General features: G+C 72.3%; 18 protein-coding genes. 3 read left to right on the top strand and 15 right to left on the bottom strand.

Features of this window, described 5'->3' with window-relative positions:
- Positions 1-11: 11 nt before the first annotated feature.
- Both nadD and AB0D66_RS23320 read right to left on the bottom strand, forming a co-directional pair.
- Positions 12-629 carry a nicotinate-nucleotide adenylyltransferase gene (gene nadD, locus AB0D66_RS23325; RefSeq protein WP_362306688.1) on the bottom strand — a complete coding sequence of 206 codons (618 nt, stop codon included), beginning with the start codon at positions 627-629 and terminating at the stop codon, positions 12-14.
- Between the two features lie 51 nt (positions 630-680).
- On the bottom strand, positions 681-848 hold the full coding sequence (locus AB0D66_RS23320; RefSeq protein WP_167739571.1) for a hypothetical protein: 168 nt from the start codon (positions 846-848) through the stop codon (positions 681-683).
- A gap of 139 nt (positions 849-987) precedes the next feature.
- On the opposite strand from AB0D66_RS23320, the gene AB0D66_RS23315 reads away from it, so the two are divergent.
- Positions 988-2,067 (top strand): M48 family metallopeptidase, encoded by a 1,080-nt coding sequence (locus AB0D66_RS23315; RefSeq protein WP_362306685.1) that lies wholly within the window; start codon positions 988-990, stop codon positions 2,065-2,067.
- Here the strand turns inward: AB0D66_RS23315 and AB0D66_RS23310 are convergent.
- The 7 genes from AB0D66_RS23310 to AB0D66_RS23280 form a co-directional block, all read right to left on the bottom strand.
- The gene (locus AB0D66_RS23310; RefSeq protein WP_362306682.1) at positions 2,051-3,256 is read right to left on the bottom strand and encodes a hypothetical protein; all 1,206 of its coding nucleotides are present in this window, start codon (positions 3,254-3,256) and stop codon (positions 2,051-2,053) included. The two genes, AB0D66_RS23315 and AB0D66_RS23310, sit on opposite strands and share 17 nt — an antisense overlap.
- Before the next feature lie 70 nt (positions 3,257-3,326).
- Positions 3,327-3,884, bottom strand: coding sequence for a hypothetical protein (locus AB0D66_RS23305; protein WP_362306680.1), 558 nt, complete (start codon positions 3,882-3,884; stop codon positions 3,327-3,329).
- Positions 3,885-3,961: 77 nt separating this feature from the next.
- Positions 3,962-5,245, bottom strand: coding sequence for a glutamate-5-semialdehyde dehydrogenase (locus AB0D66_RS23300; RefSeq protein ID WP_362306677.1), 1,284 nt, complete (start codon positions 5,243-5,245; stop codon positions 3,962-3,964).
- A gap of 121 nt (positions 5,246-5,366) precedes the next feature.
- Positions 5,367-5,783 carry a hypothetical protein gene (locus tag AB0D66_RS23295; protein ID WP_362306866.1) on the bottom strand — a complete coding sequence of 139 codons (417 nt, stop codon included), beginning with the start codon at positions 5,781-5,783 and terminating at the stop codon, positions 5,367-5,369.
- 84 nt (positions 5,784-5,867) lie between these two features.
- Positions 5,868-6,995 (bottom strand): glutamate 5-kinase, encoded by a 1,128-nt coding sequence (gene proB / locus AB0D66_RS23290; RefSeq protein WP_361751278.1) that lies wholly within the window; start codon positions 6,993-6,995, stop codon positions 5,868-5,870.
- A gap of 77 nt (positions 6,996-7,072) precedes the next feature.
- The gene (locus AB0D66_RS23285; RefSeq protein ID WP_362306673.1) at positions 7,073-7,507 is read right to left on the bottom strand and encodes a GtrA family protein; all 435 of its coding nucleotides are present in this window, start codon (positions 7,505-7,507) and stop codon (positions 7,073-7,075) included.
- Complete coding sequence (locus AB0D66_RS23280; RefSeq protein WP_362306670.1) at positions 7,504-8,520, bottom strand: glycosyltransferase family 2 protein; 1,017 nt, start codon at positions 8,518-8,520, stop codon at positions 7,504-7,506. The genes AB0D66_RS23285 and AB0D66_RS23280 overlap by 4 nt, the downstream gene beginning before the upstream one ends.
- A gap of 167 nt (positions 8,521-8,687) precedes the next feature.
- Between AB0D66_RS23280 and AB0D66_RS23275 the strand changes: the two genes are divergently transcribed.
- Together AB0D66_RS23275 and AB0D66_RS23270 are read left to right on the top strand one after the other, a co-directional pair.
- Entirely contained in the window at positions 8,688-11,558 is a 2,871-nt protein-coding gene (locus tag AB0D66_RS23275) for a bifunctional glycosyltransferase family 2 protein/CDP-glycerol:glycerophosphate glycerophosphotransferase (RefSeq protein WP_362306666.1), read from the top strand.
- Positions 11,555-12,724 (top strand): glycosyltransferase, encoded by a 1,170-nt coding sequence (locus tag AB0D66_RS23270; protein WP_362306663.1) that lies wholly within the window; start codon positions 11,555-11,557, stop codon positions 12,722-12,724. The genes AB0D66_RS23275 and AB0D66_RS23270 overlap by 4 nt, the downstream gene beginning before the upstream one ends.
- A gap of 79 nt (positions 12,725-12,803) precedes the next feature.
- Here the strand turns inward: AB0D66_RS23270 and galE are convergent, their stop codons facing one another.
- From galE to AB0D66_RS23240, 6 genes are all read right to left on the bottom strand, one after another.
- Positions 12,804-13,817 (bottom strand): UDP-glucose 4-epimerase GalE, encoded by a 1,014-nt coding sequence (galE, locus tag AB0D66_RS23265; RefSeq protein ID WP_362306661.1) that lies wholly within the window; start codon positions 13,815-13,817, stop codon positions 12,804-12,806.
- 79 nt (positions 13,818-13,896) lie between these two features.
- Complete coding sequence (locus AB0D66_RS23260; RefSeq protein WP_362306658.1) at positions 13,897-15,513, bottom strand: glycosyltransferase family 2 protein; 1,617 nt, start codon at positions 15,511-15,513, stop codon at positions 13,897-13,899.
- 69 nt (positions 15,514-15,582) lie between these two features.
- Positions 15,583-17,028 carry a GTPase ObgE gene (obgE, locus tag AB0D66_RS23255; RefSeq protein ID WP_362306654.1) on the bottom strand — a complete coding sequence of 482 codons (1,446 nt, stop codon included), beginning with the start codon at positions 17,026-17,028 and terminating at the stop codon, positions 15,583-15,585.
- A gap of 167 nt (positions 17,029-17,195) precedes the next feature.
- Positions 17,196-17,450 (bottom strand): 50S ribosomal protein L27, encoded by a 255-nt coding sequence (gene rpmA, locus AB0D66_RS23250; RefSeq protein WP_008738950.1) that lies wholly within the window; start codon positions 17,448-17,450, stop codon positions 17,196-17,198.
- A gap of 13 nt (positions 17,451-17,463) precedes the next feature.
- Positions 17,464-17,784, bottom strand: a complete 321-nt coding sequence (gene rplU, locus AB0D66_RS23245) for a 50S ribosomal protein L21 (protein WP_030384677.1) — start codon at positions 17,782-17,784, stop codon at positions 17,464-17,466.
- A 274-nt stretch (positions 17,785-18,058) separates the two neighbouring features.
- Positions 18,059-21,524 (bottom strand): Rne/Rng family ribonuclease (locus AB0D66_RS23240; protein ID WP_362306650.1); only part of this gene is annotated, 3,466 nt, incomplete at its 5' end.

The raw sequence follows: 21,524 nt of genomic DNA, 5'->3' as shown, positions 1-21,524 counted from the left end.
TTCCCGGAAGCTCAGGCTCCCCGGTACAGCTCACGCTTGTCGATGTAGCGCACCACGCCGTCGGGCACCAGGTACCAGACGGGGTCCCCCTCGGCGACCCGGGCGCGGCAGTCCGTCGAGGAGATGGCCAGCGCGGGCACCTCGACCAGGGAGACGCCGCCCTCGGGCAGTCCGTCGTCGGTGAGGACGTGGCCGGGCCGGGTGACCCCGATGAAATGGGCGAGGGAGAACAGCTCTTCGGCGTTCCGCCAGGTCAGGATCTGGGCGAGCGCGTCGGCACCGGTGATGAAGAACAGGTCGGCGTCGTCGTTCAGCGCCTTCAGGTCCCGCAGGGTGTCGATCGTGTACGTCGCTCCGCCGCGGTCGATGTCGATGCGGCTCACCGAGAACTGCGGGTTCGAGGCCGTGGCGATGACGGTCATCAGGTAGCGGTCCTCGGCGGGCGAGACGGCACGCTGCGACTTCTGCCAGGGCTGGCCGGTCGGCACGAACACCACCTCGTCGAGGTGGAACAGCGCGGCCACCTCGCTGGCGGCCACCAGGTGCCCGTGGTGGATCGGGTCGAATGTGCCGCCCATGACCCCGAGCCGGCGCTTGACCGGGCCGGTAGGCGTCTCCTGCTCTCCCATGAGCGCAGAGCCTACTGGCCCGGACGGCTCGGCGGTCCAGGTCGGGGCGCTCTAGCGGTCCCGGTTCAGGCGCGTGGTGACCCAGAGCATCAGGAGCAGGATGACGAGCGCGCCGCCGCCGGTGAGGTAGGGGTTCAGGCTGTCGTGGTTGCCGCCGTGCTGCCCGGCCCCCTCCGAGGCGAGGACGACCAGGTTGTGGGCGGTGGAGGAGAGGCTCATCAGGCAGGTACCTATCGAGTCGGGAGCGGGCGGAGACTTCGCTCACATCGTATGCGGGGGCCTGGGGCACGCTCACGCCGACTCAGGCGTTGGAGAGGATAGACGCAGGGCCACGCAGGTCGATCCAGGGGAGGGCGCTATGACGCAGACAGGCTTCGAGAAGGTGCCGGCGCGGGACCGCAGGAGGTTCCCCGGCATCTCCTCGCGGGCGTACGAACACCCGGCGGACCGTTCGGCGCTGGTCGCGCTGCGCAAGCTGAGCGGTTTCGACACGGTGTTCAAGGCCCTGAGCGGGCTGCTTCCGGAGCGGAGCCTGCGGCTGCTGTTCCTGTCGGACTCGGTGCGGGTCGGCGAGACCCAGTTCCCGCACCTGTACGAGATGCTCCGCGACGCCTGTTACATCCTGGACCTGGAGAAGGTCCCGCAGATGTACGTGCAGCAGGACCCGAAGCCCAATGCCATGTGCATCGGGCTGGACGAGCCGATCATCGTGGTGACGACGAGCCTGGTCGAGCTGCTCGACGAGGAGGAGATGCGGGCGGTGGTGGGCCACGAGGTGGGCCACGCCCTGTCCGGGCACGCGGTGTACCGCACGATCCTGCTGTTCCTGACGAACCTGGCGCTGAAGGTGGCGTGGATCCCGCTGGGCAATGTGGCGATCATGGCGATCGTGACCGCGCTGCGGGAGTGGTTCCGCAAGTCGGAGCTGTCGGCGGACCGGGCCGGGCTGCTGGTGGGGCAGGACCTCCAGGCCTCGATGCGCGGCCTGATGAAGCTCGCGGGCGGCAACCACATCCACGAGATGAACGTGGACGCCTTCCTGGCCCAGGCGCAGGAGTACGAGTCGAGCGGCGATCTGCGCGACTCCGTCCTGAAGATCATGAACATGCTGCCGCGCACGCACCCCTTCACCACGGTGCGGGCGGCCGAGCTGAAGAAGTGGTCGGAGAACCGCGACTACCAGCGGATCATGGACGGCCACTACCCGCGCCGCGAGGAGGACAAGGACACCTCGGTGTCCGACTCCTTCCGGCAGTCCGCCGCGCACTACGCCGACTCGGTGCGCACCAGCAAGGACCCGCTGTTCAAGCTGGTCGGCGACATCGCGGGCGGCGCGGCCGACATGGGCGGCAAGCTCCGCGACAAGTTCACGGGCGCCGGCCCGGGGTCCGGGTCCGGCAGCGGCGAGGGCAGGGGCGGGGCTACGGAGCAGGGCTGACCGGCTCCCTCGGCGGGGTCGCGGGCTGCGTCTCGGCGGGCGGCGTCTGGGCGGGCTGTTGCGTCTCGGCGGGCGGCGTCGTCGGCGGGGCCAGCACGCCGCACAGCCCTGCCGTGCGGCGCGGCTGCCCGGTGGCGTACGGGTCGCTCGCGGCCGGGCCGACCGTGGTCGGACCGGCTCCGGCCGGCAGCGGGCGGAAGGCGTCGGCCGGGTCGCTGGAGCAGGCCTGCGGCCCGGCCACCACATAGGCCGTGACCAGCTCCGCCCGCCGGGCGCCCAGGTCCTCCCGGTCGAAGCGCAGCCGCAGCTCGCGGCGGACGGTGAACAGCGAGGCCCCGTCGACCGCCGCGGGGGCTCCGCCGGCCGGGCGCACGGCGTACACGAAGGTGTGGTCGGTGAGCACCTCGAGCGCGTCCGGGTTCACCTCGGCGAAGGCGAGGGTGCCGCTCACCCGGACCCGGGAGTCGGCCACGACGGCCGTGGCCGGGTCGAAGCGGACCAGCCAGCCGGTGGCGGCGTGCCGGCCGTCGCCGGAGGGCGCGGTCATGCTGCGGTCGAACTGGTCCAGCTGGTCCGGGTCGAGCAGCACTCGCACCGGCCGGGAGGCGGCCGAGGCCAGGACGTCGGGGTCCAGCGAGGACTGCACCAGGTAGTCCTTGGCGATGGACAGCGCGGTGACGACCTGGGCGTCGGTGAAATGGTGCGTGCGGCGCACGGCCGGCAGGGTGATCCCGGCCGCCCCGACGCGGTACTCGGCGGCGGGGCCGTTCGCGTACAGGTCGGCGGGCCGTCCGCCGGGCACGGCCACCGCGGGTGCCAGCGGGACGACTGTGCTGCTGAACGGCTCCGCGGGACCGCCGGGCGGCGGGACGTACGGGTTGCGCAGCCCCATGTAGACGGCGCAGGCGAAGGCCGTGGCGATGAGCAGCACGAGCACCATGCCCTGGCGGGCACCGCGGCCGGGGGTGCTGGTCCGGGGGGCGGAGCCGCCGGAGGACCACATGGAGCGGCTGCGGACGGCCCGGGCGTGCTCGCCCATGCGCTCCTGCGCGGAGTACTCCTGGAGCCGGGCAGCGCGGACGAAGTCCTCGTCGAACACCACCGAGCGGAGCTCGTCCGACCGGAACTCGTCGTCACCACCGCCGATGCCCTCGGGGGTGCCGTTGGGTGGGTCTCCTGGCACGGCCATCGCTTCTCCCCGCTGTCCCCGCTTCAGAGAAGCCCCCAGCTCCGACATTCATGCGAGTGGGGTCGTACTTTCAGGGTTGGCGGTCGGAGGGGTACGTAAACGCGCCGACGCCGGTGACTTCCCTCAGCGGCGTACTGGCGGGCGCGGGGGCCGGCTCCGCCTCGCCCGCGGCGCTGCGGTAGACGGCGCTGAAGGCGAGCGCGACCATGCCGAGGCCCATCACGAAGGCGAGCACCCAGGCGACGGGGCGCAGCCAGGGCGAGCGGCCGCGATAGGGGCGCAGACTGCCGCCGTAGGCCCCGTACGGGCCGTAGGAGCCCTCGGCGGCGCCGTGGCCCCGGTCGTGCTCCCAGCCGTCGTCGAGGCCGTAGCCGTCGGAATGGCCGTATCCGTAGCCGTCGTAGTCGTCGTCGCCCGTCCAGCCTCCGGCGACGGCCCGGGCGGCTTCCGCCTCGGCGCGCGCCCGGTCGGCGGCCCGCTGGCGCTCCGCGGCGCTCGGCTCATGGATCTCGGCGTTCCGGACGAAGGCCTCGTCGAACACCACGGAGGCGAAGTCCTTGTCCGCGCCTCCGCGGTCGTCGTCGGGCTCCCCGTCGTCCGGGAACTTGCCCCCCACGTCGTCCGGCACGGGACCAGCGTAGACCTGGGGGCCTGCTTTGGGCAGGGTGTGCGCCGAAATCCGGCCACGCCGTGTTGGGGCGGCGATTACCTGACGTGACCGTCGCCGGTGACGATGTACTTGGTGGAGGTCAGTTCGGGAAGGCCCATCGGGCCCCTGGCGTGCAGCTTCTGCGTGGAGATGCCGATCTCGGCGCCGAAGCCGAACTGGCCACCGTCCGTGAACCGGGTGGAGGCATTCACGGCAACCGTGGTCGAGTCGACCAGCTGGGTGAAGCGGCGCGCGGCGGCCTGCGAGGTGGTGACGATGGCCTCGGTGTGGCCGGAGGTCCAGCGGCGGATGTGGGCGACGGCGTCGTCGAGGGAGTCCACGACCCCGGCGGCGATGTCGTAGGACAGGTACTCGGCCGCCCAGTCCTCGTCGGTGGCGGGCAGGGCGGTGGCCTTGGTGTCCGCGGCGGCGGCGAGGACCCGGGCGTCGCCGTGGACGGTGACGCCCGCGTCGGCGAGTGCGTCGAGGGCGCGCGGGAGGAAGGCGTCGGCGATGTCGCGGTGGACCAGCAGGGTCTCGGCGGAGTTGCAGACGGAGGGCCGGCTGGCCTTGGAGTTGACGAGGATCTCCACGGCCATGTCGAGGTCGGCCTGCGCGTCGACGTAGACGTGGCAGTTGCCGGTACCGGTCTCGATGACCGGGACGGTGGACTCCTCGACCACGGTCTTGATGAGGGAGGCACCGCCGCGCGGGATGAGCACGTCGACGAGGCCGCGGGCGCGCATCAGCTCGCGGACCGAGTCGCGGGACTCGCCGGGGACGAGCTGGACCGCGTCGGCGGGCAGCCCGGCGGCGGCCACCGCGTCGCGCAGGATGCCGACGAGCGCGGTGTTCGAGGCGTACGCGGAGGAGCTGCCGCGCAGCAGGACGGCGTTGCCGGACTTGAGGCAGAGGGCGGCGGCGTCGACGGTGACGTTGGGACGGGCTTCGTAGATGATGCCGACGACGCCGAGGGGGACCCGGATCTGCCGGAGGTCGATGCCGTTGGGCAGGGTGCTGCCGCGGACGACCTCTCCGACGGGGTCGGGGAGGGCGGCGACGTCCCGTACGTCGGAGGCGATGGCCGCGACCCGCTCGGGGGTCAGCGTGAGGCGGTCGATGACGGTCTCGCTGGTGCCGGCGGCGCGGGCCTTGCCGGTGTCGACGGCGTTGGCCGCGATGATCTCGGTCGTACGGGCCTCCAGCGCGTCCGCGATCGCCAGCAGGGCCGCGTCCTTGGCGGACCGCGGGAGCGGGGCGATGGCGGCGGCCGCGGTGCGGGACCGCTGCGCGGTGGCGAGGACGGGCGAGGTGGCCGTGGCGGCATCGAGCGAGGTCATGCCGCCCAGGGTAGTCCCCGGCCGTCCCCCGGCCGATGGGGTTTCCAGCCCCCGAGACGGCCGGACCCGCGCCTCGAACTCCCCCGGCTTGCGCCGGGAGGGCCACGGGCGGGGCGGATCGTCAGTACGGGTGGACGCCGACCGGGTGGGCCGGGGGCGGGCCGTAGCCCTCGGCCACGCGCTGGTGGTAGGTGGCGCGGTCGATGACCTCCAGGCCGACGATCTCCCAGGGCGGGAGCTGCGCCGACGAGCGGTGTTCGCCCCAGAGCCGGAGGGCGACGGCGGCCGCGTCGTGCAGGTCGCGGGCCTCCTCCCAGTACCGGATCTCGGCGTGGTCGTCGGCGTACCGGCTCGTCAGCAGGAAGGGATGGTCGTGGGCCAGTTGTTCCAGTCCGCGCCGGACGTCCGACAGCGGGGCCGGCTTGCCGGAGACGCTCAGGGTCACGTGCCACAGGCGCGAGTCGTGGTCCCGCTCGTCCCCGCCGCCGCCGCCGTCACCGTCCCCCGGACCGACACTGGTCAGCGCTCGTCTCACCAGCCGCCTCCTGTCTCTGCCACGCGTGTCGCCCGCCTTTCACAGTTGACCAGCCCACGGCCCGCCGCGCGGCGGTTTTGCCGAACCTCAGCCCTGGAGCAGGACCAGATCGTCCCGGTGGACGACCTCCCGCTCGTACGCGGGTCCGAGTTCCCGCGCGAGCTCTCGGGTGGAGCGGCCGAGGAGCTGCGGGAGCTCCTTGGCATCGAAGTTGACCAGGCCCCGGGCCACGGCGCGGCCGTCGGCGGAGCGCAGCTCCACGGGGTCCCCGGCGACGAAGTCGCCTTCGACCGCCGCGATCCCGGCGGGCAGCAGCGAGCTGCCGCGCTCGGTGACCGCGCGCACCGCCCCGTCGTCGAGGACCAGGTGCCCCTGGGGCGTGGACGCGTGCTGGAGCCAGAGCAGCCGGTCCGCCGAGCGGCGGCCCGTGGCGTGGAAGTGCGTGCCCGTGGCGCGCCCGGCCAGGGCGTCGGCGGCCTGGCTGGCGGAGGTCAGTACCACCGGGATCCCGGCGGCGGCCGCGATCCGGGCCGCCTCGACCTTGGTGACCATGCCGCCGGTGCCCACGCCCGCCTTGCCCGCGCTGCCGATGGAGACGTGTGCGATGTCCTCGGGGCCGCGGACCTCGTCGATGCGGGTGGTGCCGGGCTGGGACGGGTCGCCGTCGTAGAGGCCGTCCACGTCGGACAGCAGCACCAGCAGGTCGGCCCGGACCAGGTGGGCGACCAGGGCCGCGAGCCGGTCGTTGTCGCCGAAGCGGATCTCGTCCGTGGCGACGGTGTCGTTCTCGTTGACGACGGGCAGCGCGCCCATGGCCAGCAGCTGGTCCAGGGTCCGGTAGGCGTTGCGGTAGTGCGCCCGCCGGCTGGTGTCGTCGGTGGTGAGGAGCACCTGGCCGACGCGGACGCCGTAGCGGGCGAAGGAGGCGGTGTACCGGGCGACGAGCAGGCCCTGCCCGACGCTGGCGGCGGCCTGCTGCCGGGCGAGGTCCTTGGGGCGGCGGCGCAGTCCGAGCGGGGAGAGTCCGGCGGCGATGGCTCCGCTGGAGACGAGGACGATCTCCTTCTCCCCGCCGCTGCGCGCCTTGGCCAGGACGTCGACGAGCGCGTCCACCCGGTCGGCGTCGAGTCCCCCGGCCGCGGTGGTCAGGGAGGAGGAGCCGACCTTGACCACGATCCTGCGGGCGTCCACGACACCTTGCCTAGCCGCTGACACGTCTGTCCCCTTGCCCCTTGCCGAAATGCCTGCCTGCTCAAATCTACGGGGTGGGGCGGGACGGCTGCGCGGGGGTTTCAGACCCTGGACCGCCCGGCCCCGGCGGGCTCGGACTCCGTTGTCCGGGCGGCGCCGGGGACGAGGATCCTGCGCGAGATGAGGAAGGTGAAGGGGATGGCCACGACCGCCGCGACCAGCGGGGCGATCCGGGTGTCCATCCCGGCCCAGGCCACCAGGGCGTAGAGGCCTACCGACTGGATCACGTAGTTCGTGACGTTCGTCAGCGGGAAGAGGAAGAACTTCTTCCATGTGGGCCGGGTCCGGTAGGTGAAGTAGGTGTTCATGAAGAACGAGCCGATCATCGCCAGCACGAAGGCCAGGGAGTAGGCGGCGAAGTACGGCATCCACGGGTGCAGCAGCAGGTAGATGCCGAAGAAGGTGCCGGTGTTGACCCCGCCCACCAGGGCGAAGCGGAAGATCTGGCCGAGCTGGTCCTTGCGGCTGGTGTTCATCGGGGGCTGCGCTCCGAGCCGCGCTCGGCGATCGAGGCCTCCATCGCGCGGGCCGCGCCGCCCGCGCGCACCGCGCCGTCCGCCCGCTCCGCCCCGTGCGCTTCCTTCACCAGGAAGTGCGGCCGGCGCTTGGTCTCGTAGTAGATGCGGCCGATGTACTCGCCGATCAGCCCGAGCATGATCATCTGCACGCCGCCCAGGCCGGTGATGATCGCCACGAGGGTGACGTAGCCCGGGGACTCCACGCCGTTGGTGATCGCCATGGCGGTGATCCACAGCGCGTACAGGCCGGTCATGGCGACCAGCGACACGCCGAGCCAGATCCCGATCCGCAGCGGCCGGTTGTTGAAGGAGATCAGGCCGTCCATGCCGTAGTTCAGCAGGGAGCCGAACTTCCACTTCGTCTCGCCGGCCTCGCGCTGCGCGTTGCGGTAGTCGAAGTGGACGGTGTCGAAGCCGATCCAGGAGAACAGGCCCTTGGAGAAGCGGTTGTACTCGGGCAGCGACAGCAGCGCGTCCACGGCCGGGCGCGAGAGCATCCGGAAGTCGCCGACCCCGTCGGTGAGCTCGACGTCGACCCAGCGGTTCACGCCGCGGTAGTACAGGCGGCTGAGGGCCGAGCGGACCTTCTTGTCCCCCTCGCGCGTGCGGCGGGCGATGATCTGGTCGTGGCCCTGCCGGTAGTAGTCGAGCATGGTCGCGATCAGCTCCGGCGGGTGCTGGAGGTCGGCGTCCATGATCACCACGGCGTCGCCGGTGGTCTCGCGCAGGCCGGCGAGCATGCCGGCCTCCTTGCCGAAGTTCCGGCTGAAGGAGACGTAGCGCGTCCGGTCGCCGTGCTCGGCCGCGATCTTCCGGAGCTTGCCGAGGGTGCCGTCGCGGCTTCCGTCGTCGACGTAGCAGACCTCGTAATCGACGGGCAGGGCGTCGAGGACCTTGCGGATCTCCACGTCGAAGCTGTCGATGACGGCCTCTTCGTTGTAGCAGGGGACAACTACGGACAGCTTCGACATGAACACTTCCTGCTGGGTCCGAACGGGTGATTGTCGGCGACCGGACCCGCCCCTCACCTCTTCCTAAGAAGTATGCACGCCGGGAGTCGGCCTGCCGGAGACGAGTGCGGCGCACGGTAGCGTGGACGAGATAAGCGGAATGAGCTGAACGAAACGAAGGGATCGAGGTGCACGTGCCCGACGTCTCCGTGGTCGTCATCGTCTACAACGACGCAGAGCGTCTGTCGACAGCAGTCCAGTCGGTTTTGGACCAGACCCTGCACGGGGTCGAGGTCGTGATCGTCGACGACTGCAGCAAGGACCGGTCGTACGCGGTCGCCCAGGAACTGGAATCCGCGCATCCGGGGAGAGTGCGCGCCTTCCGGCTGCCGGAGAACAGCGGCGGCTGCGGCGCGCCCCGCAACCACGGCATCCAGCAGGCCACCGGCACGTACGTCATGTTCCTGGACAGCGACGACGTCCTCGAGCGCAACGCCTGCCGGAACATGCTGGACGCCGCCGAGCGCACCGGCTCCGACCTGGTCTCGGGCATGTGCGTCCGGGTGCACCTGGACAACCGGTGGGAGAAGACCACCGAGTGGTACCCGTGGATCTACTCCCGCACCCGCACGCTGGAGTCGATCACCGAGTTCCCCGACCTGCTGGTCTACGACACGCTCTCCACGAACAAGTGCTACCGGCGCGCGTTCCTGCTGGAGCAGGGCCTGGAGTTCCCGGTCGGGATCCACTACGAGGACCTGCTGTTCTCCGCCCAGGCGTACGTCGCCGCCCGCCGCATCACGCTGATCCCGAACCGGGTCTACTTCTGGAACGTGGTCGAGAAGGCCGCGGCCAAGTCGATCAGCAACCGGCGCCACGAGATCGCGAACTTCGTCCACCGGATGGAGATCCACCGGCGCGTCGACGAGCTGCTGGCGGCCAAGGGCCACACGGACATCAAGTCCGCGAAGGACGCCAAGTTCCTCAAGCACGACCTGGTCCTGCACCTGCGCGACCTGCCCCTGCTGGGCGACGCGTACCGCCAGGAGTTCGCCCGGCTCGCCAACGGCTACCTCGCCGGGATCGACCCGGCCGCGTACGAGAACGTCACCTACCTCCAGGCCATCTGCGCCTACCTGCTGGGCAAGGAGGACTGGGACAACCTGATCCCGGCCGCCGACGCCATGACCAACAAGGGCCGGCTCTCCTCCCCGCTCGCCGAGCGGGACGGGCGCGTCTACTGGTGCGGCGAGCACCTCGACGACGCGGAGGCCCGGCGGATACTGGACGTCACCGAGCAGGGCTTCCACACCACCCCGCTCCCCTCCCTCACGCTGGGGAACCGTCTCACCTCCTACGAGGACGACGGCCGCGGCAGCGTCACGCTCTCCGGCGCCGTCGTGAACCCGCTCGGCCGGATCCCGGCCGACGCGGAGCTGAAGGCCTCGCTCGAGTTCCGCGCCCGCCGGCAGATCGGCGTGCGTTCTTTCAGCTTCCCGGTGGCAACCGTCCGGCACGCCGGTGACACGATCGAGTGGACCGGCACGGCCGACATCGGCAGCACCGTCCGCCCGCTCGGGATCATCGACGCGGTCTGGGACGTCCGGCTGAAGCTGACCGCCGGGAGCGACAAGATCACCACCCGTGTCTCGGTCGGCGGCGTCGACCTGGATTCGGCGGCCCGCCTGCGCGTGCGGCCGCGGCTGACCCGGCTGGTCTCCGACCGCTTCGCTCCGGAGGTCACCAAGAAGGGCAACCTCTCCTACGTCCTGGCCGCCGAGAGCGCCGCCGCGGTCCGCACCCAGAGCCTGATCAACAACGCCATACAGGGCAGGGCGGCGAACGTGGTCAAGCGGGGCCTGCGCAAGGCCCTGCGGGTGCGCCGGAGCATGGGGTCCGGCGAGCAGAAGGTGAAGGTCTACCACGAGGTCTTCTCGAAGCTGCCGGTCAAGAAGGGCACGGTCGTCTTCGAGAGCCACATGGGCAAGCAGTACAGCGACAGCCCCAAGGCGATCTACGAGGAACTGGTGCGCCAGGGAGCCCCGTTCGAGGCGATCTGGTCCTACGCGGGCGCCCGCCCCACCGGCTTCCCCAAGGAGGCCACCCTGGTGCGCCGCTGGAGCTGGCCCTACCTGCGGGCGCTGGCCCAGGCCGAGTTCTGGGTCGACAACCAGGGCTTCCCGCTGGCCCTCGCCAAGCGGCCCGGCACCACGTACATCCAGACCTGGCACGGCTCCGCGCTCAAGCGGATGGGCTTCCACGAGCCCCGCACCAAGGCGCAGGGCCGCGCGGGCCAGGCCCGGTTCCAGGCGGCCGTCGACCGCTTCGACCACTTCCTGATCCGCTCCGAGCACGACACCCGCACCCTCGCCAAGGCCTTCAGGCTGCGCGACGAGGTGCTGCTGCGCACGGGCTACCCGCGCAACGACGCCCTCGTCGAGGCGCACCGCGGCGAGGCGGACAGCGGTGAGCGGGTCCGCGGCCCGCTGGCCGCCGAGCTCGGCATCGACCCCGACAAGAAGGTGCTGCTGTACGCGCCGACCTTCCGGGCGGGCGCGGACGGCGCGGTGGAGGGCTTCGCCTTCCCCTTCGACGTGGAGGAGTTCGCCGACCGGCTCGGCGACCGCTTCACGCTGCTGGTGCGCACCCACTACCTCAACAGCGTCTCGCTGCCCCCGTCGGTCGCGGGCCGGGTGATCGACGTGTCGCGGCACCACGACATCACCCCGCTGCTGGCCCTCGCCGACGGACTGATCACCGACTACTCGTCCGTGATGTTCGACTACGCGGTCCTGGACCGGCCGATGCTGTTCTTCGCGTACGACTACGAGAAGTACGCGGGCGACATCCGCGGCACGTACTTCGACCTGAAGGAGAAGGCCCCGGGCCCGGTGGTGGCGACGGCGGACGAACTGCTGCAGGCGCTCTCCGCCTTCGAGGAGGCGGACGCCAAGTACGCGGAGGCCCGGCAGCGCTTCCTCACCGAGTTCGGCGAGTACGACCGCGGGGACGCGGCCCGCCAGATCGTCGAGAAGTTCTTCACCAGGAGCGGCAAGTGAGCCAGCAGACCGCCACCCCGGGCCGTGACATCTTCCTCGTCTCCAACAACGTCGACGAGCTCGGCGGTGTGACCACCTGGTCCCACCAGATGGCCCGGCTGTTCACCGAGCGCGGGCACAAGGTCCACATCGTCGGCATCGCCCCGGTCGCCGAGGAGATCCGGCAGAAGCTGCCCGAGGACCTCCCGTACGAGATGACCACCCTGTACGACGCCCACCCGCCGGCGGCACGCCGGCTGCACGGGATCAGGGGCCGGCTGAACGCGCCCGAGCGGCGCCGCCAGGCCGCCCGGCGGGCGCGGATGCGGGCCAAGGCGGAGACGCTGAGCGAGCTCTTCCGCGCCGCCCGCCCCGGCGGCGTGGTGATCGTCACCCAGGTCTGGGCGATGGAGTGGGTGGCGCTCGCCGACACCAAGGGGCTCAGCGTCGTCGGCATGAGCCACGAGTCCTTCGAGGCCAGCCAGAAGTCCACCCGCGGTGAGCGGGTCCGCCGCCACTACCCCGAGGTCGACCGGCTGCTCGTGCTGACCGCCGAGGACGCGGACCTGTGGATCCGGTCGGGCATGGAGAACGTCGGCAGCATGCCGAACCCGCTGCCCTTCATGCCGCGGTCCCCCGCCCCGCGCACCGCGAACGTCGTCGCCAGCGTCGGCCGCCTCGCCTTCGAGAAGGGCGTGGACCTGCTGCTGGACGCGTGGGCCGACGCCGTCCCGCACCACCCCGACTGGGTCCTGCGGATCTACGGGGCGGGCCTGGAGGAGGCGGCCCTGCGGGCCCACTGCACCGCGCTGGGGCTGGACGACTCGGTGGAGTGGATGGGCAGTACGGACGATGTGCTGGGCGCGCTGCGCGGCGCGTCGGTCTTCGCCCAGGCCTCCCGGGCCGAGGGGTTCCCCATCACCCTGCTGGAGGCGATGGCGGCCGGGGTGCCGGTGGCCGCCTTCGACTGCGCGCCGGGCGTGCGGGAGATCGTCACGCACGGCGAGGACGGGCTGCTGGCCCGGCTGGGCAACACGATGGAGCTGGCCGGGCACCTCAACGCGCTGATGTCGGACCGCGAGCTGCGCGACCGGCTCGGCGACACCGCCTTCCGGTCGGTGCAGCGCTACTCCAGCGCCGAGATCACCGACCGGTGGGAAGCCCTGTTCTCGTTCCTGGAGCGCTGAGCGCCACAGCCGGGCCCGACCCGAAACCGCCCGCCCCGGATGCGTCCGGGGCGGGCGGTTTCCTCTGCGGCCGGTGGCATCAGGCCTGGTGGACGTCCTTGTGGGCGTCCGAGCGGGCGGCCTTGTTGGCCTCCCAGCCCGCCCAGGCCGAGATGACCATCTCGCGGACGTCGTGCCGGGCCTTCCAGCCCAGCTCACCGGTGATCTTGTCGGCCGAGGCCACGACCTTCGCCGGGTCGCCGGGACGGCGCGGGCTGATCACCGGGGCGTGGTCGTGCCCGGTGTTCTCGTTCAGCAGCTGGACCATCTCGGCCACGGAGACGCCCTCCCCGCGGCCGATGTTGACGGTGAGGTCCTTGTAGTCCCCGGCCGCCGCCCACTCGGCGAGCTTGCGGGCCGCCGCCACGTGCGCCTCGGCCAGGTCCTCGACGTGGATGTAGTCGCGGATGCAGGTGCCGTCCGGGGTCGGGTAGTCGTCGCCGAAGATCTTGGCGCCCTGGCCCGCGTCGAACCGCTCGAAGACCATCGGGACCAGGTTGAACACGCCGGTGTCGGCGAGCTCGGGGGTGGCCGCGCCCGCCACGTTGAAGTAGCGCAGGCAGGCCGTGGAGATGCCGTGCGCCTTGCCCGCGGCGCGGATCAGCCACTCGCCGGCCAGCTTGGTCTCGCCGTACGGGCTCAGCGGCGCGCACGGGGTGTCCTCGGTGACCAGGTCCACGTCGGGCATGCCGTACACGGAGGCGGAGGAGGAGAACAGCACGTTGCGGATGCCCGCGGCCGCCACGGCCTGGAGCAGGACGGTCAGGCCCTGCACGTTCTCGTGGTAGTAGTACAGCGGCTTCTCGACGGACTCGCCGACCTGCTTCTTGCCCGCGAGGTGCACCACGCCGGTGATCTTGTGCTCGGCGATGGTCTCGTCGAGGATCAGCCGGTCCAGGACCGAGCCGACCACCAGCGGTACGCCCTCCGGGACACGGTTCTCGTTGCCCGTGGAGAGGTCGTCGAGGACGACCACCTTCTCCCCGGCGAGCAGCATCGCCCGCACGACGTGCGCGCCGATGTATCCGGCGCCACCGGTGATCAGAAACGTCATGTGTATCTCCCTGGTCCTGTCCGAGTTCGGTGGGAAGAGCTCGGTGTGCAGCGCCCGCCGTGAGGCGGGCGGTCGGTCTTCAGCCCGCCCCGTGGCCTGCCCGGGCCCGGTGGAGGCGGTTGCGTACGAGGTACAGCGCGCCCTCGGCGCCGGGCGCGAGGCGCAGCGCGAGCGCGCCGGCCCCCGTGCGGTAGGGCTGCGCCAGCAGCACACCGTACCGGCTGCTGGGCAGGGCCCGGCGGCGCAGCAGCCGGCCCCGGGGGCGCAAGGAGGTGAACACCGAGGTGCCGTCGGCGCACTGCACGCCCACCCCCACGTTCCACGCCTGCATCCGGCGCAGCCCCTGGCGGCGGCCCGTCGCGGCCACGTCGGCGAGGCGGAACGGCAGCAGGGCGACCCAGCCGCCCTGCGGGTCGGGGCGCAGCTCCACGGGCTGGGCGAGGACCGGCTCGCCGCCCGCGCGGGGCAGGAACCGCAGCTGCACGGTGCGCGGACCGGCCTCGGCGAGGCGGCCGTACAGGTCGTGCAGGCGGATCCGGACGGCCCCGCGGCCGGCCGGCTCGGCGTCGACCGTGACGGGCAGCCGGTCCGTCGGCAGCCCGGCCAGGCCCTCCAGCTCGACCGGGAGCTCCTCGCTCCACACCGGGGTCCCGTCGGCGGCGGCCGCGTACGGGGGCAGCAGGCGCGGCGGCTCGGCGGCCAGCCGCGTGAGCCGCTCGACGTCGGACGGCGGGCTCGCCGTGGCGCGCAGCACCCGGACGATCCAGCGGGCATGGGGCGCGGCGGCCTCGAAGTCGGCTGCGGCGAAGGTGTCGAGGTACTCCCGGGTCAGGGTCCACCAGGCGGCCTGGTATTCGGGGTCCCGGCCCAGCTCGCGCAGGTACATGCGCAGGTCGTACTCGAGGAACTTCACCTGGCAGGCGGCGCCCAGCGCGGGCGAGGCCGCCGCGAGGGTGCGGGAGGCCGTGCGGTGGGCCTCGATGCGGGAGCGCCAGTTGGAGACGTCCCCCCGGTCCAGGGAGATCGACACCTGGGCGGCGGCGCGGCGCACGTGCCACACGTAGACGAGGTCGCCGATGACGGCGATGCGCGGGGCCGCGGCCAGCACCCGGGAGGTGAAGACGAAGTCCTCGTAGACGAACCGGCCGTCGGGGAAGCGCAGTCCGTGCTCCTCCAGGAAGGCGCGCTCGTACAGCTTGTTGACGCACAGGGTGTCGCGGACCAGCTCCGGGCGGTCGGCGGGCCGTTCGATGACGTCGCCGGGGGTGTAGAGGCCCGGCATCCACGGGACGTCGTGGTGCAGCGGCAGCTCGCGCCGTACGGCGGCGCCGACGGTGACCGGGGCGCGGTGCCGCACGGCGGCGCGCACCAGCGCCTCGGCCGCGCCCGCCGGCAGGACGTCGTCGCTGTCGAGGAACAGGACGTACGGGGAGGTCGCGGCGGCGATCCCGTCGTTGCGCGGGGTGCCGCAGCCCCCGCTGTTCTCCGTACGGTGTACGACCTTCAGACGGGGGTGAGCGGCGGCCAGTTCGTCCAGCACCCGCGCGGTGCCGTCGGACGACGCGTCGTTCACCGCGATGACCTCGGCGACCACCGGACCCTGGGCGAGGGCCGAGGAGACGGCCTCGCCCACGAGCCCGGCGTCGTTGTACGCGATCACCACGACGGAAACGGTGGGGAGGTTGGTGCTGTTCACCTGGTGGATCCTAGGCGACCGGCGTAAAGACGCCTTCAAAGCCGCCGGGTGGCCCCTGGGGAAAGGGGACTAGAACGGCCGGAACTCGTCGTACTCCTGCTGCGCCGAGTCCCCGCGCTTGGCTTCCTTCTCCTTGCGGCGCGTGGTGGCCGGGCGCGGAGCCTCCAGACGGTGGTCCTCGCCGCGGCGGCCCAGCATCTCGGCGCCGGCCATCATGGTCGGCTCCCAGTCGAAGACGACCGCGTTCTCGTCGGAGCCGATGGCCACGCCGTCGCCGGCGCGGGCGCCGGCCTTCTTCAGGGCCTCCTCGACGCCCAGGCGGTTGAGGCGGTCGGCGAGGTAGCCCACGGCCTCGTCGTTGTTGAAGTCGGTCTGGCGCACCCAGCGCTCCGGCTTCTCGCCGCGCACGTTGTAGACGTCCTCGACCTCGTCGTAGGTGACGGTGAAGCCGGCGTCGTCCACGGCCTTCGGGCGGATGACGATGCGGGTCGCCTCCTGCTTCGGCTTGCGGGCACGGGCCTTGGCGATGACCTCGGCGAGGAAGAAGGAGAGCTCCTTCAGACCCGTACGGGCGACCGCGGACACCTCGAAGACCTTGTAGCCGCGCGCCTCCAGGTCCGGGCGGACCATGTCGGCGAGCTCCTGGCCGTCCGGGATGTCGACCTTGTTCAGGACGACGAGGCGCGGGCGCTTCTCGAGCCCCCCGCCGTAGAGCCGGAGCTCCTCCTCGATGACGTCGAGGTCGGCGATCGGGTCGCGGTCGGACTCCAGGGTGGCGGTGTCCAGGACGTGCACGAGCACCGAGCAGCGCTCGACGTGCCGCAGGAACTCCAGGCCCAGGCCGCGGCCCTGGCTGGCGCCGGGGATCAGGCCGGGGACGTCGGCGATCGTGTAGACGGTCGAGCCGGCGGTGACGACGCCCAGGTTCGGGACCAGGGTGGTGAAGGGGTAGTCCGCGATCTTCGGCTTGGCCGAGGAGAGCACCGAGATCAGCGAGGACTTGCCGGCGCTCGGGAAGCCGACCAGCGCCACGTCGGCGACGGTCTTCAGCTCCAGGACGATGTCGCCGGTGGTGCCGGGGACGCCGAGGAGCGCGAAGCCGGGCGCCTTGCGGCGGGCGGAGGAGAGCGCGGCGTTGCCGAGGCCGCCGCGGCCGCCCTCGGCGGCTACGTAGGTGGTGCCCTGGCCGACGAGGTCGGCGAGGACGTTGCCCTCCTTGTCGAGGACGACCGTGCCGTCCGGCACGGGCAGGACCAGGTCCTGGCCGTCCTTGCCGGAGCGGTTGCCGCCCTCGCCGGGCTTGCCGTTGGTGGCCTTGCGGTGGGGGCTGTGGTGGTAGTCCAGCAGGGTGGTGACCGCCTGCTCGACGACCAGGATCACATCTCCGCCACGGCCGCCGTTGCCGCCGTCGGGGCCGCCGAGCGGCTTGAACTTCTCCCGGTGAACGGAGGCGCAGCCGTGGCCCCCGTTACCCGCGGCGACGTGCAGCTCGACGCGGTCCACGAAGGTGGTCATGGGTGTTCCTCCAGATACATACGGGAATGTCCCGGGCAGGCCTTGCTGCCCATTAAACGTGTCTATGTGACAACGCGCCGAGGGCGGACCTCTCTTCCCGGCTTGCGCCGGGAAGAGCTGAGATCCGCCCTCGGGAAGTTACGAACGCTCGATCAGCAGAAGCTGGATCAGGCGGCCGGAACGATGTTGACGACCTTGCGGCCACGGTGCGTGCCGAACTGCACGGCACCGGCCTGCAGCGCGAACAGCGTGTCGTCGCCGCCACGGCCGACGCCCGCGCCCGGGTGGAAGTGGGTGCCGCGCTGGCGGACGAGGATCTCACCAGCGGAGACGACCTGACCGCCGAAGCGCTTCACGCCGAGCCGCTGGGCATTGGAGTCGCGCCCGTTCCGAGTGGACGATGCGCCCTTCTTGTGTGCCATGTCTCAGTCCCTCTTACTTCGCAGCCGCGGGGATACCGGTGACCTTGATCGCCGTGTACTGCTGGCGGTGACCCTGGCGACGGCGGTAGCCGGTCTTGTTCTTGTACCGCAGGATGTCGATCTTGGCGCCCTTGTGGTGATCCACAATCTCGGCCGTGACCTTGATGCCGGCCAGGACCCACGGGTCGCTGGTCACGGCTTCGCCGTCGACGACGAGCAGGGTCGAGAGCTCGACCGTGTCGCCAACCTTGGCAGTGGAAATCTTGTCAACCTCAACGATGTCGCCGACAGCAACCTTGTGCTGGCGACCACCGCTGCGCACGATGGCGTACACGCGGATCTCTCTCTCACTCGGGGCGGATGCTCCTGAAGCCAGCCGCTCAGTCGGGCCGGGGCCCGCACTGATCCGGAATGGACGAGCGGCCTCTCCCGCACGACGCTTGCGCGTACGGACCGGGAGGAAGGTGCTCAGGAGCGCGGCGTACGCCGTACGGATTCGTACAGGACACGCCGACGGTCTAGGTTACGGGGCCGGTTCCAGGGGGTCAAACCGGGTCCCGCACGGCCGTGGGCCCCGCCTCGCGGCGGGGCCCACGGTCACGGACGGATCAGGCTTCGGCCGGAGCCGAGACGGAGGGCAGCGTCTGCTGCTCGGCCGCCGCGGTCTTCTTCGTCGCCCGCTTCGTCGCGGTCTTCTTGGTCGTGGCCGCCTTCTTGGCCACGGTCTTCTTTGCCGCCGTCGCCTTCTTGGCGGTGGTGGCCTTCTTCGCCGCGGTCGCCTTCTTGGCCGGAGCCTTGCGGGCGGCCTTCTTGGCGGGAGCGGCCTCCTCGGCGGGGGCCTCCTCGGCAGGAGCCGCGACCTCGGTCACCGGGGCCTCGACGACCACCACGGCGGCCTCCGCCGCGCCCGCCGGGGAACCGGCCGGTGCGGTGGCCTTGCGGGTGGCACGGCGGCGCGGACGGGCCGGCGCGGCCTCGGGGGCCTCGGCGACGGCCTCGGGCTCGGGCTCGGCCGCGACGGCGACCGGCTCGGGCTCGGGCTCCACGACCGGCTCGGGCTCCGCCACGACGACCGGCTCCGGGGCCGCCTCGGCCGCGGGGGCCGGGGCACCCGCCGGGGCGGTGGCCTTGCGGGTCGCCCGGCGACGGGTACGGCCCTTGGGAGCGGCCTCCTCGACGGGGGCGGCCTGGACCGTCTCCGCGGCCTCCACGGCCTCGGTGACGACCTCGGCGGCCGGCTCCAGGACGGTGTCGGCCGGCTCGGTGACCGGCTCGGCCTCGACGACGGGCTCCGGGGCCGGGGCGGCGGGAGCCTGGGCGGCCGCACCGCGCGGGGCACCCGCCGGGGCGGTCGCCTTGCGGGTGGCGCGGCGGCGGTTGCGGCGGCCGCTCAGACCCGCGGCGGCCTCCGCCTCGGCCGGGCTGCTGTACAGCTCCTCGTCCGCGACGAACTCCGGCTCGGGCAGCGCACGCGGCGCCGCGACCTCGGCGGCCAGTTCCTCGACGGTCTCGAACTCCGCGTCGACCGTCTCGACCTCGTGGTCGTGCTGGTCGAACTCGGCCTTGCCGCCGCGCCGCTTCGAGCGCTTGCCGTTGCCGCCGCCGATCGCGGTCGGCGTCTCCATGTGCACGATGACGCCGCGGCCGTTGCAGTGGACGCAGGTCTCGGAGAAGGACTCCAGCAGACCCTGGCCCACCCGCTTGCGGGTCATCTGGACCAGGCCCAGCGAGGTGACCTCGGCCACCTGGTGCTTGGTGCGGTCGCGGCCCAGGCACTCCAGCATGCGCCGCAGGACCAGGTCGCGGTTGGACTCCAGGACCATGTCGATGAAGTCGATGACGACGATGCCGCCCAGGTCGCGCAGCCGCAGCTGGCGCACGATCTCCTCGGCCGCCTCCAGGTTGTTCCTGGTGACGGTCTCCTCGAGGTTGCCGCCCTGACCGGTGAACTTGCCGGTGTTGACGTCGATGACGATCATCGCCTCGGTCTTGTCGATCACAAGCGAGCCGCCCGAGGGCAGCCACACCTTGCGGTCGAGCGCCTTGGCGAGCTGCTCGTCGATCCGGTACGTCGCGAAGACGTCGACCTCGGAGGTCCAGCGGGACAGCCGGTCGGCCAGGTCCGGGGCGACGTGGTTCACGTAGCCGTGGATGGTCTCCCAGGCCCCGTCACCGCTGACGATGACCTTCGAGAAGTCCTCGTTGAAGATGTCGCGCACGACGCGGACGGTCATGTCCGGCTCGCCGTACAGGAGGCTCGGCGAAGAGGTCGAGATCTGCTTCGACTTCTTCTGGATGTCCTCCCACTGGGCCTGCAGGCGCTCGACGTCGCGGCGCAGCTCGTCCTCGCTCGCGCCCTCGGCGGCGGTGCGCACGATGACGCCCGCGTCCTCGGGGACGATCTTCTTGAGGATGGTCTTGAGGCGCGCGCGCTCGGTGTCGGGCAGCTTGCGGCTGATGCCGGTCATCGAGCCCTCGGGCACGTAGACCAGGTAGCGGCCGGGCAGCGAGACCTGGCTGGTCAGGCGGGCGCCCTTGTGGCCGATCGGGTCCTTGGTGACCTGCACCAGGACCGACTGGCCGGACTTGAGGGCGGACTCGATGCGGCGCGGCCCGTTGGCCATGCCGAGCGCCTCGAAGTTGACCTCGCCGGCGTACAGGACGGCGTTGCGGCCCTTGCCGATGTCGATGAAGGCGGCCTCCATGGACGGCAGCACGTTCTGGACCTTGCCCAGGTAGACGTTGCCGACGTAGGAGGTGGCCTCTTCCTTGTTGACGTAGTGCTCGACGAGCACGTTGTCCTCGAGGACGCCGATCTGCGTGCGGTCGCCGTTCTGGCGGACGACCATCACGCGCTCGACGGCCTCGCGGCGGGCCAGGAACTCGGCCTCGGTGATGATCGGGACGCGGCGGCGGCCCTGCTCGCGGCCCTCGCGGCGGCGCTGCTTCTTCGCCTCCAGGCGGGTCGAGCCCTTGATGGACTGGACCTCGTCGGAGGAGGTGGACTCGCCGCGCTCGCGGGCCGGACGCGGCTCGCGGACCTTGACGACGGTGCGTACGCCGTCCTCCTCGCCCGCGGCGGACTCGGCATGGGCGTCGGCGGGCTCCCCGCTGCGGCGGCGGCGGCGACGGCGACGGCGGCTGGAGCTGGAACCCAGCGCCTCGGCCTCCTCGCCCTCGTCCTCTTCGCTCTCGTCCTCGTCGGACTCCTGCTCGGCGGCCGGGGCCTCGGTCTCCTCCTCGGCGGCCTCGTCGAGCTCGGCGGCCTCGCCGCGGCGGCGACGGCGGCCACCCCGACGGCGGCGGCGGGACGGGCGCTCGCCCGACTCGTCACCCTCGTCGAACTCGGCGCCCTCTTCGGACGTCGCGGCCTCATCGAGCTCGGCGGCCTCGGCCTCCGGCTCCTCCTCGGCGAGCACCTCGGGAAGGGAGACCGGCCCGCTCTCGGCGGCGCCGCGGCCACGGCGACGGCGGCGGCCGGCCGGCTGCGGGGCGGGGGTCTCCACGACCTCGGCCTCGACCTCGAGCTCGTCCTCCTCCTCCGCTTCCTCGGCCTGGACGGCGGCGGCAGCGGCCGCGGCGGCCATGGCGGCGGTCTCGGGGGTCTGGAACATCGGCTCGGCGAACACCGGGGCCTGGAACACGGCGACGGCGGGACGCGCGGCGCGGCGGGCGCGGGCCGGGGCGGCGGGCGCCTCGGGCTCGGCGGCGGGCTGCGGCGCGGCGGCGGCCGGGGCGGCGGACCGGGTGGCGCGGCGGCGGCCGCCGCGCTTCGGGGAGTCCACGGCGTCGGCGACGGTCACGGCGCGGGCGGCGGCCTTGGGGGCCTCCTCCGCGGCGGGCTCCTCCTCGGCGACGGGCGCCTCGGCCGGAGCGGCCGGGGCGGCGACGGCGCGGGTGGCACGGCGGCGGGCCCGCGGAGCGGGAGCGGCGGGCTCCTCCTCGGCGGCCACGGCCGGGGCGGCCGGAGCCTCGGCGACCGGGGCCTCCACGACCTGCGCGGCCTCGGCGGCGGGGGCGGTCACGGCGCGGGTGGCACGGCGGCGGGCCCGCGGAGCGGGAGCGGCGGGCTCC

Origin of the sequence: Streptomyces sp. NPDC048270, assembly GCF_040652335.1 — a bacterium.
Classification (GTDB): Bacteria; Actinomycetota; Actinomycetes; order Streptomycetales; family Streptomycetaceae; genus Streptomyces.
The sequence above is the reverse complement of the archived record's forward strand: the minus strand, read 5'-3'. Positions and strand labels throughout refer to the sequence as shown.

What these genes read in the sequence shown, in the direction of transcription:
- nadD (WP_362306688.1), bottom strand. Translation starts at nt 629, where the DNA reads ATGGGAGAGCAGGAGACGCCTACCGGCCCGGTCAAGCGCCGGCTCGGG.
- AB0D66_RS23320 (WP_167739571.1), bottom strand. Translation starts at nt 848, where the DNA reads ATGAGCCTCTCCTCCACCGCCCACAACCTGGTCGTCCTCGCCTCGGAG.
- AB0D66_RS23315 (WP_362306685.1), top strand. Translation starts at nt 988, where the DNA reads ATGACGCAGACAGGCTTCGAGAAGGTGCCGGCGCGGGACCGCAGGAGG.
- AB0D66_RS23310 (WP_362306682.1), bottom strand. Translation starts at nt 3,256, where the DNA reads ATGGCCGTGCCAGGAGACCCACCCAACGGCACCCCCGAGGGCATCGGC.
- AB0D66_RS23300 (WP_362306677.1), bottom strand. Translation starts at nt 5,245, where the DNA reads ATGACCTCGCTCGATGCCGCCACGGCCACCTCGCCCGTCCTCGCCACC.
- AB0D66_RS23285 (WP_362306673.1), bottom strand. Translation starts at nt 7,507, where the DNA reads ATGAACACCAGCCGCAAGGACCAGCTCGGCCAGATCTTCCGCTTCGCC.
- AB0D66_RS23280 (WP_362306670.1), bottom strand. Translation starts at nt 8,520, where the DNA reads ATGTCGAAGCTGTCCGTAGTTGTCCCCTGCTACAACGAAGAGGCCGTC.
- galE (WP_362306661.1), bottom strand. Translation starts at nt 13,817, where the DNA reads ATGACGTTTCTGATCACCGGTGGCGCCGGATACATCGGCGCGCACGTC.
- obgE (WP_362306654.1), bottom strand. Translation starts at nt 17,028, where the DNA reads ATGACCACCTTCGTGGACCGCGTCGAGCTGCACGTCGCCGCGGGTAAC.
- rpmA (WP_008738950.1), bottom strand. Translation starts at nt 17,450, where the DNA reads ATGGCACACAAGAAGGGCGCATCGTCCACTCGGAACGGGCGCGACTCC.